This window comes from Boudabousia tangfeifanii (genome assembly GCF_001856685.1).
Taxonomy (GTDB): domain Bacteria; phylum Actinomycetota; class Actinomycetes; order Actinomycetales; family Actinomycetaceae; genus Boudabousia; species Boudabousia tangfeifanii.
In genome coordinates this window covers 615,745-631,508 of sequence record NZ_CP017812.1, presented here as the reverse complement: position 1 = coordinate 631,508, position 15,764 = coordinate 615,745, and the positions used below count along the sequence as shown (strand labels likewise).

The following is a 15,764-nucleotide window of genomic DNA, read 5'->3' as shown; positions in this document are numbered from 1 at the left end:
TTTTGATGTCTCATTTTTCTGCTGCAGATACCAGCAATCATGACGCAGAAAAACCATCCGCTTCAGCTCATCACGGACACAATCATTCTCATGCCACCTCGTCTCGCAAACGACTGTGGGCGGCTTTGTTGGTGACGATCTTGATTTTGGTGGCGGAGCTTTTGGGTGCGGTTTTTACCGAATCCTTGGCCTTGGCTGCTGACGCGGGCCACATGGCAGTGGATTCGTCTGGTTTGATTGTGGCTTTGGTGGCAGCGCATTTGATGACTCGCCCGCGTAGCGATCGTTTTACTTGGGGTCTGGCTCGCAGTGAGGTGTTGGCGGCGGCTTTGCAGGCTGGCATGTTGATTGTGATTAGTTTTTTGGTGGCCTGGGAGGCGATTGTGCGTTTCTGGCAGCCTGAGCCGTTGCTTCCTAAACCGATGCTGATCATTGGTGTCATCGGCTTGCTGGCGAACGCAATTTCGCTGGCAATTTTGGCAGGTGGACGCCATGAGTCATTAAATATGAAAGCCGCTTTTTTAGAGGTGGCAAATGATGCCTTCGGTTCCCTGGCAGTTATTATCGCCGCAATTTTTGCGTGGACTTTGGGGTGGAATCAGGCGGACTCTTGGGCTTCTTTGATCATTGTGGTGTTAATGGTGCCGAGGGCGGGTTTGCTGCTAAAGAATGCGGTGGCCATTTTGTTGGAGGCGACTCCTTCTGAACTTGATTTACCGTCAATCCGCCAACATTTATTAGAAGTCGATGGCGTGGAAACTGTTCACGATTTGCATATTTCGACTATCCAAACCGGCACCTACGCCCTGACGGCCCATATTGGCACTAGTGCCCAAACCATGACGGAGCAGTCACGGGTCCTGCATCAGTTGGAGGCTTGTGCCCGTCATCATCATCCGGTTGCTTTGGCTCATACGACCTTCCAGCTTGAGCCGGTGGCTCACGAGGCGCATGAGGAGATTCGCCATTAGGCCCTAGCGGTGGCCGGTAGCCTAGCTTGCGCATATTGCTGAGCAAGTTTAGCTTGTCCGGTTTTGTGTACTACCATTTTGTTATGACTTCGAAGATGAGAAAAGCAGTTATTACTGGTGCTTCTGCCGGGATTGGCGAAGCCTGTGCCCGGGCTTTGGCGGCTGATGGTTGGCAGGTGGTTTTGGCGGCTCGACGCTTGGAACTGTTGGAGCGAATTGCTGCAGAGGTTGATGGTCAGGCGCTGTTCTTGGATGTCACCGATGATGATTCGGTTGCGCGTTTTGCCGCCGAAGTGGGTGACTGTGATTTGTTGGTGAATAATGCGGGTGGCGCCCTCGGCCTCGATAGTGTGGCCGAGGCGGATTTGGCTGACTGGCAGTGGATGTATGACACGAATGTGTTGGGGACTTTGCGCGTAACCAAAGCGTTTTTGCCTGCTTTATTGGAGCGCAATGGGCTGGTGATTAATATTGGTTCGATTGCGGGACGGGTCCCTTATGTGGGCGGGGCTGGCTACAATGCGGCTAAGCATGGGGTCGCCGCGATGAGCCGAGTTTTGCGTTTGGAGACTGCCGACCAGCCTTTGCGTGTTTGCGAGATTGACCCAGGTCGAGTCGAAACTGAGTTTTCGGTAAATCGTTTTAAGGGTGACCGGCAGCGCGCGGCTAAGGTTTACGAGGGTCATCTTAATTTGCAGGCCGAGGACGTGGCCGAGGCGGTACGTTGGGTGGCTTCGTTGCCGAAGCATGTGAATATTGATTCCATGTTGATCATGCCAGCAGATCAGGTGTGAGTTTTTGACGAAACTAGTCGAATTTAGCTTTCTTCCCGAGCAGGTTGCACTTCTGCTCCCCTATGAGAGCAAGGGGGTCTCCTCTGGGGAAGACGGAGTACTGCGTGCTTTTAGCTTAGCTGGGCCCGCGATCGAAGAGGCAGAGTTTGCGTCCCGTTTTGCTCGGGTGATGGCGGTGCGGTACGAAGTGTTTGTAAAAGAGCAAGGTGTACCACCAGAGTTGGAAATTGATGGTCGCGATCCGCTTGAGAGCACGACTCATGTTTGGGTGGAAAATCAAGCCAATCAAGTTTTAGCTGTGGGCCGGCTGCTGCAGGATGGGGCGGCTTCTTTCCATCTTGGTCGGGTGGCAGTTTTAGCGAAAAATCGAGGGCGGGGCTATGGTCGCGCAGTAATGTTTGCCTTCGAAAATGCTGCCCGAGCGTTGTCCCCGCAAGGGCAATCGGTCACTTTACAGCTTTCGTCTCAGGAGCATGCGATCGGTTTTTATCGAGGATTAGGCTATGAACTTGAAGGTTCTAGCCGATATTTAGATGCGGGAATTTGGCATCGCGACATGGTCAAGAGATTATGATTTTCAGTCGGCCCAATCTAGGTCTTGGGTAAATGCTCCTGGCACGTCGAGTGGAACTCGTTGGTCGCCAAAGAATTTCGGGTTGTGTTTGGGCAAGCGCGGCATTACCGTCTCCCCTACGTCCCTAAAGGCGACCATAAACTCTAAATTATGATTTTTTAGCCACCAGTAGTACCTAGTTTGATTTTCAAATTTGTCTGTGTATTCCCGGTACAGTGAGCCACACATTTGTGGATCCCCAGAAATATTTTGATCGGAAATTTTCTGGGCGATTTCTTGACAGATTTTAGCTACCAGAGCGGGAGGGATGTTGTTATTTATATCGGATCGTAGCTTCTTCCCTTTTTCATCAAATTTGGGTGCTACGGGCCGTCCCTTTTCGTATTCTTCGGTGGAGTCGATAGTCCACATCTGTGCGGAATCGTAGTACTGGTAATAGTCTGACTTATACTCCAGAAGTAAATTTCGAGGAAGCTTTTGCCTGACATCACGCCAAGTTTGTAGTTGGACTATCTCATTTTTCCTGCGTGCAGGCGATACTGAACCTTTTTCAAATAATATTCGACCGATGAAATATTTACTGTCAACCTCAAATACAGGAAAACCTACCTCTTTATCGCTTTTTAGCATGTTAAGCCACTGTTGAGAAGCCTTCAGAATGTTCTTCGTATCAAAACCTAAGCTGACATTACTAACGAAAGCTTGGATATTAGGCAGGTAGGTCGCGAGATTTCGTATCGCTTGCCAGTTTTCTGGTAAAGGCTTAGAAGTCACCCCGTCAGCTAATTTAAGTAATGCATTTTCAGGGGTGATTACCTCCATATTATCACTCCAAGAAACCCAGTTTCTATTTTCATCTAGTTCTTGAATGAGTTTCACCAGTTGCCGATTAGTTCTATCATCATTTGGCGCCTCTGGGAGTATCCGTAGTCGAATATGAGTTTCATCCGGATGCTTTTGCCGTTCAGGCTTTAACACTTCCCCTTGGACGATGTCTGAATACTGATCTATGAGTGCTTGAAGTTGTTTTCGATTCTCTTTTCCTTCTCGTGATTCACCGCAGCCCGAAAGAGTAAGTGCACAAATTGTGGTTACAACTATAAACCACCGCTTTTTCATCTATTTCCCTTTCGCGTTAGCTCTTCAGCTGCTTAATCCAAGAAGTTTTCTAAGCTGGCACACTAAGTTTAAGCTTTTTCTTGCTTTCCTTGGTAAGCGAATATCAAGATGGCGATAATCTGCATTACTAATCCAGCCCAAAGTGGCCAGTTGCCGTCTACCAGCAGAAAAACTACAGTTTCTAAAAGAAGCGAGACAAATATTAATCCGAGGGCGATCCAGGTCAGCCAAATCGATCCAGATTTTTTCTTTCTTTTACGTCCCATGGCGGCCTTTCACTGAGTTCATAGAAGCTGTAGTTAGGGATCTGATCGTCATTTATCAGAATCTGATCTAATGCTTAATGACAAGCGGGAGTGTTGACTCCATATAGAAGAATTAGTAGCACATAGGTGAAAAGGAGCATTATCCCTAAGGTTAGGACTAATTTGCTTTTTAATTTGAAGGCGAGTAGTCCCACTACTAGTCCAGCAGGAATGGTGTAGTACAGAATTAGTAGGTATCCAGTGTCTACCATGCGTTCGGCTATGAATCGCACTGGTAGGAACCCAAAAATTAAGAGCCAAGCAATGAACACCAGAGTTCTGGGTTGTCGTTTCCCGTAGAAAGTCCATTTTTCGTGCATCTTGGCACCTCCCACTCAGTTTTAGGCTGGTCACCTTTAACCAGCATTTAGTGTATTCTATCACATTTTGAGGGGCTTAAATTTTAGGGGTGGGAGCCATTTTGGCTCTCACCCCTAAAATTCTAGTCTTTTTGCACCTCAGGCTGCGTGGGTGCAGGTTGGGCAAGTGCAGTCAACACAGACGCAGTTGTTGCAAATGTCGTCGCAGTGTTCACACTGGCAGGTTTCATGGTTGCAGGTTGGGCAGGTGCAACCATCACACTCGCAAGCAGCGCAAACATCATCGCAGTCACCACATACGCAGGTGGTGCACTCATCGTAGTGGCCACCGTCTTCGCGGTGTGCGTGACCGTCGTGCAAGTAGTCAACATGGTCACCGTGGACACGAGCTTCGTGACCACAGCCTGGACCGTGGGTGTGGTTGTGCTTTTCAGCTGGGGTGTGTTCAGTGTTTACAGTCATGATTGTGTTCCTTGGTATGTTTGAGCGCATCGAGGAAAATGTGCGCCACATGTTCGTCAATTAGTTCGTAGTTCGAGTTTCGACCTACGCGATTGATTCTCACCAAATGGGCTTCCCGTAGGACTTTCAAGTGGTGCGAAACCAGCGGTTGTGATTCTTCCAAGAGTGCGACCAGTTGGGAAACATCAGCTGGACCGGCAACCAAACGATGCACGATCGCCGCCCGCATCGGATGCGCCATAGCTTTAAACAATGGCACTACCGGCGCACATTCACGCTGGGCGTGGGCATCGCGCTTCGTCTGATCTTCACTCATAAAAGAAAGTTTATATCAAAAAAGATTTATATACAAGTTTCTTTATATATCAGTTTGTCAGAAAGAGTTCCGCCTTTGGATTTAAGGCTGGTATTACTTGGGTTTAGTAGTGAGCGGTGACGGTTTCTGTTTTCGGGTCGAGGGTGATTTCGCCGCCGTATGGGAGGACTAGTTGGGGTCTGGTGTGTCCGAATGGCAGGTTGAGGCAAACCAGTAGGTCACTGCGGTATGGGGCGATGTTGGCTAGCAGGTATTCCACGTAGGCCTCGTGTTTGGCGGCGAGGATTTCTGGTGGCATGGGGTTGTCTCGGTCAGCTACGACTGGTTGTGCGAAAGCGAGTGCACTGGCAGCGTCGAGGTATCCTCGCTGGCCGAGGGCGCGGATCCAGCGTCCGACATATTCGGGCGGAGGAATGATTTCGGAGGTTTCAAAGAGGAGGATTTTCCCTTCGATTTGTTCGGCACTTGGTAGCCGGTCGGCGAGGGCTAGTTGGTCGATTACTTCGAGGCAGCCGCCCCAGGTTGCGCCTCGAACTTTTTCGTCGGAGGCGAGGAATTCGAGTTTGGGTGATGGGGTTCTTGGGTAGGGCTGATCTAGCGCGGCTGGGCTGGACCAGTCGTGCCCGAAGTCTTCCGATTCGGTGGGGATAGGCAGTTGTAGGTCGCCCTCGGCAAATAGCGCAGCTTTGAGAGTGGTCAAGTGTTCTTCGTCGACTTGTGCAGGTCCGAGGTGCACCATGGTGGAACCGCCATAGTAGCTCCCTACTCCGTTTTGCCAGAGCCAGTTCGAGATGTTGGTGTTATCGGAGTAGCCGAAGAATGGCTTGGGGTCTGCTTTGGGTAACTGCGAGTCAAGGTGTGGGGTGACGGTGATTTCGTCATCTCCCCCGATGGTGGTGAAGATGGCTCTAATTTCTGGGTCGGCAAAAGCAGCGTTGACGTCCTCGGCTCGTTCCTTTGGGCTGGCCCCCATTTTACTGGTGGTGGGGTATTCGACTGGCTCTAATCCAAGTAGTTTTTCAACCCGTTCCATGGCTTGACGGTGGATTTGCGGAAAGTACGAGGGCGCAGACCAAGCAGGTGAAAGGATCGCCACTTTGTCGCCGGGTTTTAGCGGGGTTGGTTTGAGCAGTTGATGAGCCATGCCTTCATTTTAGAGGGGTTAGGCTTAGAGCGTTTTATCGCCCTCGTGGTGTTTCAATTTGAGAGGCGAAAGCAGATAGCTGCTTGGTCACATTAGCATGTTAGTTACATGGCTTTTTCTGATATAGTGCGATTTTGGAGCGTCCTGTTGGAACACACTTTTGGGGGAATACGTTTCCCCATGATTTTGTTTTATTTCAGGTCACGATTTTTGTTTCCGAACTGATGGGATTTAGCCGAATGTCGAAGCTATCCAGACTTGTTGTTGCCACCTTTGCGATGGTGGGTGCCTCCTCTTTGCTGGTCACCTCTTTGGCGAGCGCCGCACCTACTTCTGCCGAGCACGCCGCTCCCCCTTATGAGGCAACGGTGCAAAATGCCACCATTAAACAAGGACAGGATCTCGATCTTACTTCCTTGATCAGTGCGAAGGTGGAGACTGGTTTACCGGGAGAGTTGGCACCTGAAGAGTTTAGCTTTCCGAACGTACTAACCACCTATGGCACCAACATTCCAAAGCTTGGTAATCCTGCGGATGTGCCGGCCCTTTCACCCAATAAGTTTGAAAATCCCCCGGCTGGGCAATGGTATAACTATTTCGACGTAGATTACCTTCGTTGGACTCCTGATAGTGGCTGGTATGACGCCAATAAGCACTATCGAGAGTCGCTTCGCCCCTATGGTAGTGGTGGCACTGATGACGTAGCTTGCTGGAAGGCCACTAGCGCCAATCAACTGATGTGGTGGATTAAGCAGAATCGACCGTTTGTCGATAAATACTTTAAGACTTATCCAGATGCCTCTAAGGAACTGATGCCTGGGCACTATCTGACTGACGGCTACAATGAGCAAGATTACCAACAGATCTTGGACTACTATTCGGAACATTTTGTTGATAAACCGGGTGATCCTACTGGTGGCAATCAGTGGTTTATCACCGGCGAAAAAACTGCGGCAGTGAATGCTCCTTTTAAGGATGAAGAGTTTGGAAAAAACTTTAAGGGATTCTTTGGCAAGGCATTCAACACGTCATCGATGGCAAGTGCTACCCCACTGACTAACTACATTAAGTTCCCTCGTTCAAATGCGCTCAAACAGTTCTCTGATTTCGTGATCGATGCGATGAAGAATCACCGTTCGATTGGTTTTGAACTTGTATACTCTGGCGGTTATCGCCATGCAGTTACCTTGTGGGGTGCCGAGGTTAATGAGAATCAGCTAGTTGATTACATTTACTACACTGACAGCGACACGAACAACAAGGCGTATCAAACCACTTCTTTGATGACGCGACTTAAGGTTTTGAGCTCTGACGACGGTCGCTCAATCTATGCTGATATCAACTATGAACTCGAAAATCCTCAGTCATCTTCACCAGGTATCTCGGCAGTAAACTCTCTCGATCTTGGCCGAAAGGTTTGGGATGATTGGGCTCGCGAGCAGCTACCTAAGGTGACCTTTAAGGTTCGTGACAATGGTGGCTTTAACCAGAACGTTCCGGGCACCTACACCATTAAATATGTAGATAACTTTGGACAAGAGGTAGCAAAGACAGCCCGGGTAACTGTGCTAGGCAATAAAAAGCCTGCAACGCCGGAGCCAACGAAGGAACCTACACCCGAGCAGACTGCCGAGCCTACTCCAGCCCCGGTTGTTCCTGCTCCAGAGCCAACCAAGGAACCAACTGTCGAGCCGACTCCGGCGCCAACGGCCGAACCAACTAAGGAACCTACCGTTGAGCCCACTCCGGCGCCAACCGTGGAACCATCTGTTGAGCCAACCTTGGAACCAACCCCTACCCCGGTTGTGCCCACTCCAGCACCTAGCTTGGAGCCGACAAAGGAACCAACGGTAGAGGCTACTGTTGAAGCAACCCCGGAGCCTTCGACTGAACCTACCGCAGAGCCTGCACCTGCGCCCGAACCAACTAAGGAAGCAACGGCAGAACCTACCGTAGAGGCAACTCCGGAACCATCGGTTGAACCGACTGTCGAAGCAACAGCTGAACCCACACCGGTACCTGTGGTTCCCACTTCGGAACCTTCAGTGGAACCGACCAAGGAGCCGACCGCAGAACCAGTTCCAATGCCTTCGGCTGAGCCTACTGTTGAAACCCCTGTTTCTCCAGTACCTCCAAAGCCACAGCCGGAACCTAAACCGGTTCTACCTAAGCCAGCACCAAAGCCAACTCCAGTGCCCCCGGTGAAACCGGTACCAGTTCCGCAGCCTTCAGTTGAGCCGACTCCTGCGCCGAAACCACCGGTAAAACCGGCTCCGGCAAAACCAGTCAAGCCAGCACCAAAACCACCGGTAAAGCCAGATCCACGGCCTACCCCGACCCCCAAGCCGCCGGTTAAACCTGCACCTGTGCAGCCTAAGCCGACCCCAGTGCCCCCGGTTAAACCTGCACCTGTGCAGCCTAAGCCCGAACCGACTCCGGTATTGCCTGATCCGAAGCCGACTCCAAAGCCGCTTCCTCCGGTAAAGCCTGCTCCGGTCAAACCGGCTCCTGCTCCAGTTACTCCTAAACCGGCACCTACCAAGCCGGCACCGGTCAAACCAGCACCAGCAAAGCCGGTTAAGCCAACTCCGGCTCCAGCTAAACCGACGCCAGCTCCGGCTAAACCAGCGCCACAGCAACCGACACCTGCCAAGCAGTGCTTCCCATTCAATGTGGCTATAGCTCCCCAGGTTGAGGCTCGCCTTTTCGAGGACGTGCCTCTGAATCAGTGGCTCTCGCCTGAGGTTTACTGGGCTCGTTCCAATGGCATCACTACTGGTTGGGCCGATAATACTTTCCGTCCATTAAACGGCACCAAGCGTCAGGATATGGCTGCTTTCCTCTACCGTTTGGCTGGTAGCCCACAGGTCAAATCCAATCATGTTGGTTTCACCGATGTTTCTGCTAACCACCCATTCGCTCGTCAGATTGCTTGGATGGAATCCACCGGCATTTCCACTGGTTGGGCTGATGGCACTTTCCGCCCAAATGAGATGGTTACCCGCGATGCTATGGCTGCATTCCTGATGCGTTTTGCCAGCGAGTACTCCGACGTCGTTTCGCCGGCGGTTCGCCCCCAAAACCTCAAGCTTGATAATGTCAAGGTGCCACTGAAGGATGTTGACGTCAATGGTTTGCATGGTAAGGCAATGCGTTGGATCTGGGCCTCCGGTGTTTCCACCGGATGGGCCGATCAAACCTACCGACCACTAAACCACGTTAACCGAGACGCTATGGTCACTTTCATCTACCGCCTGATCAACAACCAAGCAAAGACTGATTGCTGATTAAAAGGACAATGATTGGGGGCAGTTAGGAATCAACCTAACTGCCTCCTTCCATTTAGCCGAAGTATCCCAACCGGGCCGTGAAACGTCTCGGTGTTCCCAACGAATCATCATTTACCAAACTCTGCTGCAACTAACAATCATCTTGAGATAATTCAGCTTCTCACTAGGCATTTCATTTCTTTGACAGGATAAAATATGCCCAAGAAAACACTCTATTTTTCTGGACCCCTAAGGAGCGTAGAGATGGAAGAATTATCGGTAGAGGCCTTCACCGCAGCATGGAAGAATGGGAAACTCGTTTACCCACAGAAACCAGAAGATTACGATCAAAGATGGTTCCTACGTAGCAAAATCAATGAAAATAAGACAGAAAATCTCGTGTTCATCATGATTAACCCTTCTACTGCTACGAAATTAAGCAATGAAGGAAAAGGGGACACAACCACACGAACGATTCTTAAACGTTTCCCGCTAAATGAAGATGATGTTCCTCGAGACTGGCGAACCATTACCCTGATCAACTTAGCGCCCAAGATTGGTAAACTCGAAGAATTTAAAAACCTCGTTGAGGACGAGGTAAGGGAAAAATTACTAGCTTCACTTGAAATTTCAAAACAAATTTTTGAAACAGTTCTACCCGAAGCTCATTGCGTCCAAATCGCCTGGGGCAAACTTGGCGATGATAAATTCCCATGGAAACCCTACGCGATCTGCAAACTAAAACCGACTTTCCTAGATTCGATCAGGAAAGATTGCAAGGTGGAAGCAGCCCTATTACCCACCGGAACTTTTTGCCATCCGAGGTCAACGTATTATCAAAAAATGGAACTAATAGATGTGAAAGAAATGCTAGAACAGTTCTGACCATCTTTTGCCATCATAACTGCCAAATTTTTCCTTTAGACGGGACAAACGCAGCACTAAAACCAGGAAAACTGCCGACTTGGACCCAGCCCAAGCCAAACGATAAATAAAAATCTCCCAGCATTAACAGAACCAATGCTGGGAGCGATGGTTTTTAGTGTCAGCGAATGATACAAGGGGCCTGCTGGGTGCATTTTCCCCACTGTGGGTGCAGTTGTGCGTGGCGTGGGTGCAAATCCAGTTCAAGTGGGCGCACAACCTGGTTTAGTGGGTGCAGTTGGGTGCAGCGTCGCAGCAAAGATCATTCCACCTCACCGCTAGTAGGTGAGGTTAGTTTGGGGCAAATGTTAACGGCCGTGTTCTGTCGACCTCGACTTAGTTTTCGTCCTTGAAAGTGATGGTGATGATGCCGTCGGCATGGATGGTGGCGTGGTCGATGAGGGTGAGCCAGGCGGCCTCTGAGTATTGGAGGGTGCCTTGATTTTCTAGGTAGTGGGCGATGTTTTGGCGGCAGCGATTTTCTCCTTCGCCCAGGCAATCTCTGCACTCAGTTCTTGGTAGCGCTGTTCTTGCTCTGCCCTCTCGCTTTCCAGTTGGTAGTATTGCTGGTCGTATTCGCCGGCGCTGATGGCGTGGTGAGTGGCCAGAGTGATCAGCTGGCTAAGTCGTGACTGAACTTGCTCAAGGTTAACCTGGCTTTTCTGCCGACGGGTTTTTAGCTCATCAATAGCCAGCAGTTTCTTCTCAATCAAGTCCAGTGAGCTTTGTACACCTTTGGTGGTGGCGTAGCGGCTGGTTACTGCTTGCGTAAAGGCTCCTTGGATGTCTTCTTCGGACACGTGCGCGGTTTTACAACGGGTGTTTTTCTCGTACTTGGCGCAGCAGCGCCAAATGTGTTTTTGGTATTTGGTTCCCGAATGCCACACCTTGCACCCATAGGCACTACCGCATTGTCCGCAGATCACCCGCCCGCAAAACGGGTGCTTGTATGAAGTGGCGTCTTTGGCGTGGTAGGCAAGTTTTGCTTGCACTAACTCCCACACGTCAGGGGCAATGATGGCCTCATGGTTGGCGTGGACGTAGTACTGGGCGATCTGGCCGTTGTTGGGTTTGATGGTTTTGGTCAGGAAGTCGGCGGTGTAGGTCTTTTGCAGTAGCGCATCGCCCTTTAATGATTCGTCCAATGTTTTATTCCGTTAGCGGAAAATAAACACCAGAGCGAATCACAACTTCATCACCGGATATCTCCTATCGGCAACGGAGGCATCAATCTCTTTGTACTTGCAACGCATCATCCTGTAGCGACTTGCTCCATAACCTGTCGACACGAGGGCGACTCGAGAGAACTCTCTATTCAAACCAGTAAGGTCAGAATGGGAATTCAACTGCCGAGATGTCACCATTCCGTTTCTGTTCGTCCGGCAGATCATCATCAATCGGCTCAGGCAATAGCGGCGAAAGCCATTCATCCACTACCGACATGGTGCGACTGTTCGGGGCAGCAGCTGGCGGAAGCTGACCGATTTTCACCACGACTGGAACTTGAACAGAGACCCCTGCAAGAACAGTAGTTCCCGTTGGCAGTATTGGAAGCGATTCAAACGATACTCGATCGAGGTACGCAACTGCCTTTTCGATTGCATGAACATCAAGATTATTCACCAATCTATGGAGAAAATAGTTGTGCAATTGCGAGACGATAGTCTCAGAAATGTCATGAGGGCGCTGGCTAGCGATAGTCAAGAAAACGCCAAACTTGCGACCTTCCTTGACAATCTCTTCAAACGTCTCCAAGCGATAGTCCCTCCAAGCTTCGCTCTCACGAGAGGACTGCGAGGACAATATATTATGCGCTTCATCGATAATCAGATTGAGATATTTCTGACCACGAGGATCTGATCGTTTCTTTTCGTCGTAGAGATGTTTACAAACGATCATGGGGAGGACCTTACGCATAGCAAGGTTAACGTTCCGCAGCGACACAACAGTTAAAGGCATCCTTGTGAGAGCGTCATCAGACACCGTGACAAGCCGCTTGATACTTGGCACGCGCTCACTCATGCGCTTCATCATCGGACCAAGGTGTTCTCGATTCGCAAATCCGCTGATCACGTCGCGATAATACTGAAGCACCAACTTGAAGCGCACAAGATCAACATCCCTAACCGAAGAAAAATCCTGCTGGGTTACAGTGACCTTATTTTTTATAAAATCACTCCAAACATCATCATTAGCCCAAATTTTTTGTGTACTATCAGACGAGCTCCAGAAAAAGTCATGGTTTTTGCTGTGGTAGTGGAGATGGTCTTTCATATCTTGTATCAGTACAGAAAGTGCCTGATGATCAACACCATTACCAAGACACTCCTCGATCTCCTCTAAAAAGTTGACGGGAAGTTGCCGATCGATCGTTGCATCATTGCTCTTTGTCGCTCGTACGACAAGGTCGCCTATAACATCGAGGAGCGTATCAGAGTTTGGAAGTAGGGCATCCCAGTAGTCGCTCTTCAACACGCGCGCAATAAAGGGCGCCTGTGTCTTCTCGGTCGCATCAAGCAGCACCGTCCAGAACACCGGATCATACACAGCAGCTTTTGGCAGAGGAAGACGGTCACCGCGATCATCATAAGTCGACAGATCATAAACCTGCTTCACGTCATCACCGGCAATCACTGCTGTTGCGTATCCGTCAGACTCGTCGGTCCGGTTGACGTACTCACCATTAAAGTCAATCAAAACGAACTGGGACCTCTGACGAAACGTTCCAATATCTCCATACTTCTCGAAAAGTTCGTGGTAGAGCTTCGCGAGTGTGTACGACTTGCCGCTTCCCGTGTTTCCGAAGATTCCGACGTGACTAGCAAAAATCGCGTTAACCCCGACGGCAACGGATTGGGTTGGTTCCACCGCCAGTGTGCCGATCACCAACGGCTCATCACTGTCAGAAACAAAGGTATGAATAAGATCAAATTCCTCTGCGGTGAGTATGAAGCACTCGTTGTCGATGAGTGGCATCTCACGAACTCCCCGCTCAAAGCGCCCACCTTCAATATAGCCTAAAAGACTCACATTGAGTTGACGGGATAATGTGTCTACACCCCGACGGTATGTCGATGTGGTGCTGCGATCCTCTTCGACAACCTCACCATCGACTTTCGCTATCAAATCAACGAAGCCCTTGACGATTTTCACGTAACTTGAAACGGCAACGTTTCGTACTAGGCTACCGCGGTACAGGAGATGCGACCCGTTCTTGAGCTTATCGACGGCTATGCGCACGCGCCTACCATCTACAGACACCACTCGGCCGACTCGGAACACGGCATCCTGGTCAAGCATGATGTCCTCAATCATTGGATGTCTCCGCAGGAGGGGTACTAATATCGATTTCGATCCGTTGGTCAGGGTCGGGGGTCTTGTCGGGAACGATCGATGCGAAGTAATCGGATTCGAGCACATCGAGGGTAATCTTTCGTTCTTTTTCACCTCTGGCTGGCTCAGCTGGGGTAACAAATTCAATGTTACCATTCTTGAGCTCGACATCCGGTAAGAGCTGCTCGTACGATTCGAGCCCTTCACGGGAATAGCAGAAAACGATGATCTGTAGGGTGGGGTTTGTTCGGGCCGCTCGTAGTACAATGTCGCGGAGGTGTTCATCTCTAAATGAGAAGCCATGGACAAACAGAACACTGTTCTCTTTTTCGAGTTCATTAGCCAATCGGCGAATCAGCTCGTAGTAGGTCTCATTCAACACGGTAGTCGCAAACTTGCGCTTGTCTGGATTGACGATTCCAAGTTTGTTATACACTGCCGCAAAGCCCGCAACTTCCAGAGGCTCCTTGTCCGCGCCTCCTAATCGCTGGACCGCGTCAGCAATTAGGTCATCTATCGGACGGATAGTCGGCCCCTGATCTTCAGGCTGAGGATCGACAAGAACTGGGATTAGATAACTTTTTGCTTCCTCGAAGTGTGCCGCTACCTCGCGCACGAGATCAAGAGAATGATCAAAGAAAATATCCGTTTTTCGATTTTCACTCTGATGCTGGCGCCAAGCAGCCGATCCATGGATCTTAATGAGGTTGAATACAGGGACCTCGAATCTATGCTCGTATCGGCTGCCCGTGCGGAAGCGGAGCGTGCTGAAGTCACCGAGGTTAAATTTGGGTCGGATCTTGCCGCTGAATCCGTCAGAGTAGTCAATTCCACTTTCCTCCATAGCCACTTCGAACAACATATCCACGTTGGTTGTGAATATGTTCACTTGCTTCGACAGGAGGGTGCTCCGCCTGCGTAACAAGATGCGATTTAGCGTACGAATGAAGCGTGCATATGATCGGAGAATTCCCTCCGCTGATTCATCACGTTCAATAATCTTTGTATTAGGAGCGAGAACCCGTTCAAAGAAGTACGCCTGGATTGAAGCGCGAACGAGTGCCTTAACAGCTTGCGAAGCCTGTGAATCGGTAACCTGCGTAAGGGCGTCCTCGATGTTACCCAAAGCAACGAAGTAAGAGCTAGATGTACCAGCACCGATAAGGAAGTTGAGATGTGCAGATTCAACGATAGTACGCAGCCGCACCGGGGTAATCTGATGGGATTGGGCTTCAGGAACAGGCTGTTGTAGCGTGCCATTGATACACACCGAGGTCATTTCCCAGCCTCCTGGCCAGCCCGTGACCGCGCGGCGCTCACATCGCCGTGACCACGTTGATCACAAAAAGTCCAGTCTGGAAACTTGCACATAGTATGCTCCCTCTGCTCCGACCCGATCCACTCTCTGGGCGCCGTCGAGAACATTCTTCATATTACATCAATTGAATCAGGCTGTCGACGAGCGTAACCCAAATGGCTTCTAAAAAATCTTGGGCACCTTTGTTTCCTAGATAGCAGGTAATGTTCCCATGGCAGCGATTTTACCCTCCGCCTGTGCGATCTCGGCGTTTGGTTTCTGATAATGCTTTCCTTGCTCTGAGCTGTCGGTTTTCTGGTTTCTAGATTGCTAATGGTTTGCGAAAGATACGGGCGATCTCGTTGATCTGAAATTTGCGGGTCTCCAAGAACTGCGCCTGCTCCGGACGAACCCGAATCGGCATGTACTTCATTCCCTCTTAGAATACAGTGAGCTTGCCCGCATTCCCAGAATCGCCGAAGGGGACTGCCATGACTCCCATGCCCGCGCTGGATGACGAATCCGTGCCCGGATGCTCCAAACCCCGCCGAGTCAGTCCCGCATCTAATCGAGCGGTCTAGGCCCATGATTGTGGTGACGACCCTGTCGATTTTCTCAACGTTCTTCTCTTTGTCGGGTTTGATGTTCCCGGCTAGATCGCTGCGGATGAAAATGTTATCCATTTTCCACTTCTCAATACCAGGTGAAGATCGTGGCCCAGCTCTCCCACAAAACCAAGCATTTGCAAGGGAAAACCCACCTTCGGGCATGAAAAAAGATGCTGGCTTGGATTGTATCCAAACCAGCATCTAGTTGGTGGAGCTAGGGGGAATCGAACCCCCGACCTTCTCATTGCGAACGAGACGCGCTACCAACTGCGCTATAGCCCCTAGGACTCGAAAATAATAGCACTTTTGCACCCAGGATGCGAAATGG

The 15,764-nt window shown here is 50.2% G+C and carries 13 protein-coding genes and 1 tRNA gene; 5 read left to right on the top strand and 9 right to left on the bottom strand.

The genetic code is table 11. From position 1 onward, the window contains the following. The first annotated feature begins 5 nt into the window (after window positions 1-5). From BK816_RS02450 to BK816_RS02440, 3 genes are all read left to right on the top strand, one after another. Entirely contained in the window at window positions 6-971 is a 966-nt protein-coding gene (locus tag BK816_RS02450; protein ID WP_083379226.1) for a cation diffusion facilitator family transporter, read from the top strand. An 83-nt stretch (window positions 972-1,054) separates the two neighbouring features. After that, window positions 1,055-1,765, top strand: coding sequence for an SDR family NAD(P)-dependent oxidoreductase (locus BK816_RS02445; protein WP_204377201.1), 711 nt, complete (start codon window positions 1,055-1,057; stop codon window positions 1,763-1,765). Between the two features lie 4 nt (window positions 1,766-1,769). Beyond that, on the top strand, window positions 1,770-2,339 hold the full coding sequence (locus tag BK816_RS02440) for a GNAT family N-acetyltransferase (protein WP_083379006.1): 570 nt from the start codon (window positions 1,770-1,772) through the stop codon (window positions 2,337-2,339). Window positions 2,340-2,342: 3 nt separating this feature from the next. On the opposite strand, the gene BK816_RS02435 is transcribed toward BK816_RS02440, so the two are convergent. From BK816_RS02435 to BK816_RS02410, 5 genes are all read right to left on the bottom strand, one after another. Further along, window positions 2,343-3,458, bottom strand: a complete 1,116-nt coding sequence (locus BK816_RS02435) for a hypothetical protein (protein WP_071163765.1) — start codon at window positions 3,456-3,458, stop codon at window positions 2,343-2,345. A gap of 68 nt (window positions 3,459-3,526) precedes the next feature. Continuing rightward, window positions 3,527-3,724, bottom strand: coding sequence for a hypothetical protein (locus tag BK816_RS02430; protein WP_071163764.1), 198 nt, complete (start codon window positions 3,722-3,724; stop codon window positions 3,527-3,529). Between the two features lie 497 nt (window positions 3,725-4,221). Further along, window positions 4,222-4,545 carry a hypothetical protein gene (locus BK816_RS02420; RefSeq protein WP_071163762.1) on the bottom strand — a complete coding sequence of 108 codons (324 nt, stop codon included), beginning with the start codon at window positions 4,543-4,545 and terminating at the stop codon, window positions 4,222-4,224. Then, window positions 4,529-4,861, bottom strand: coding sequence for an ArsR/SmtB family transcription factor (locus BK816_RS02415; protein WP_071163761.1), 333 nt, complete (start codon window positions 4,859-4,861; stop codon window positions 4,529-4,531). Before BK816_RS02415 ends, BK816_RS02420 begins: the two co-directional genes overlap by 17 nt. A gap of 103 nt (window positions 4,862-4,964) precedes the next feature. Beyond that, window positions 4,965-6,005, bottom strand: coding sequence for a S66 family peptidase (locus tag BK816_RS02410; RefSeq protein ID WP_071163760.1), 1,041 nt, complete (start codon window positions 6,003-6,005; stop codon window positions 4,965-4,967). A 239-nt stretch (window positions 6,006-6,244) separates the two neighbouring features. Here BK816_RS02410 and BK816_RS02405 point away from each other — a divergent pair, with 239 nt between their 5' ends. Both BK816_RS02405 and BK816_RS02400 read left to right on the top strand, forming a co-directional pair. Beyond that, window positions 6,245-9,292 (top strand): IdeS/Mac family cysteine endopeptidase, encoded by a 3,048-nt coding sequence (locus BK816_RS02405; protein WP_071163759.1) that lies wholly within the window; start codon window positions 6,245-6,247, stop codon window positions 9,290-9,292. A gap of 246 nt (window positions 9,293-9,538) precedes the next feature. Next, the gene (locus tag BK816_RS02400; protein ID WP_071163758.1) at window positions 9,539-10,159 is read left to right on the top strand and encodes a DUF1643 domain-containing protein; all 621 of its coding nucleotides are present in this window, start codon (window positions 9,539-9,541) and stop codon (window positions 10,157-10,159) included. A 485-nt stretch (window positions 10,160-10,644) separates the two neighbouring features. Here BK816_RS02400 and BK816_RS02395 read toward each other — a convergent pair whose 3' ends face one another. The 4 genes from BK816_RS02395 to BK816_RS02380 all read right to left on the bottom strand — a co-directional run bounded on the left by BK816_RS02395 (window position 10,645) and on the right by BK816_RS02380 (window position 15,718). After that, complete coding sequence (locus tag BK816_RS02395; protein WP_071163757.1) at window positions 10,645-11,343, bottom strand: recombinase zinc ribbon domain-containing protein; 699 nt, start codon at window positions 11,341-11,343, stop codon at window positions 10,645-10,647. A gap of 184 nt (window positions 11,344-11,527) precedes the next feature. Then, on the bottom strand, window positions 11,528-13,513 hold the full coding sequence (locus tag BK816_RS02390) for an ATP-binding protein (protein ID WP_071163756.1): 1,986 nt from the start codon (window positions 13,511-13,513) through the stop codon (window positions 11,528-11,530). Further along, window positions 13,506-14,810: an SIR2 family protein gene (locus BK816_RS09280; RefSeq protein WP_071163755.1), complete on the bottom strand. Its 1,305-nt coding sequence runs from the start codon at window positions 14,808-14,810 to the stop codon at window positions 13,506-13,508. The genes BK816_RS02390 and BK816_RS09280 overlap by 8 nt, the downstream gene beginning before the upstream one ends. 832 nt (window positions 14,811-15,642) lie before the next feature. After that, window positions 15,643-15,718: transfer RNA gene (locus BK816_RS02380), tRNA-Ala, on the bottom strand. Window positions 15,719-15,764: the final 46 nt, after the last annotated feature.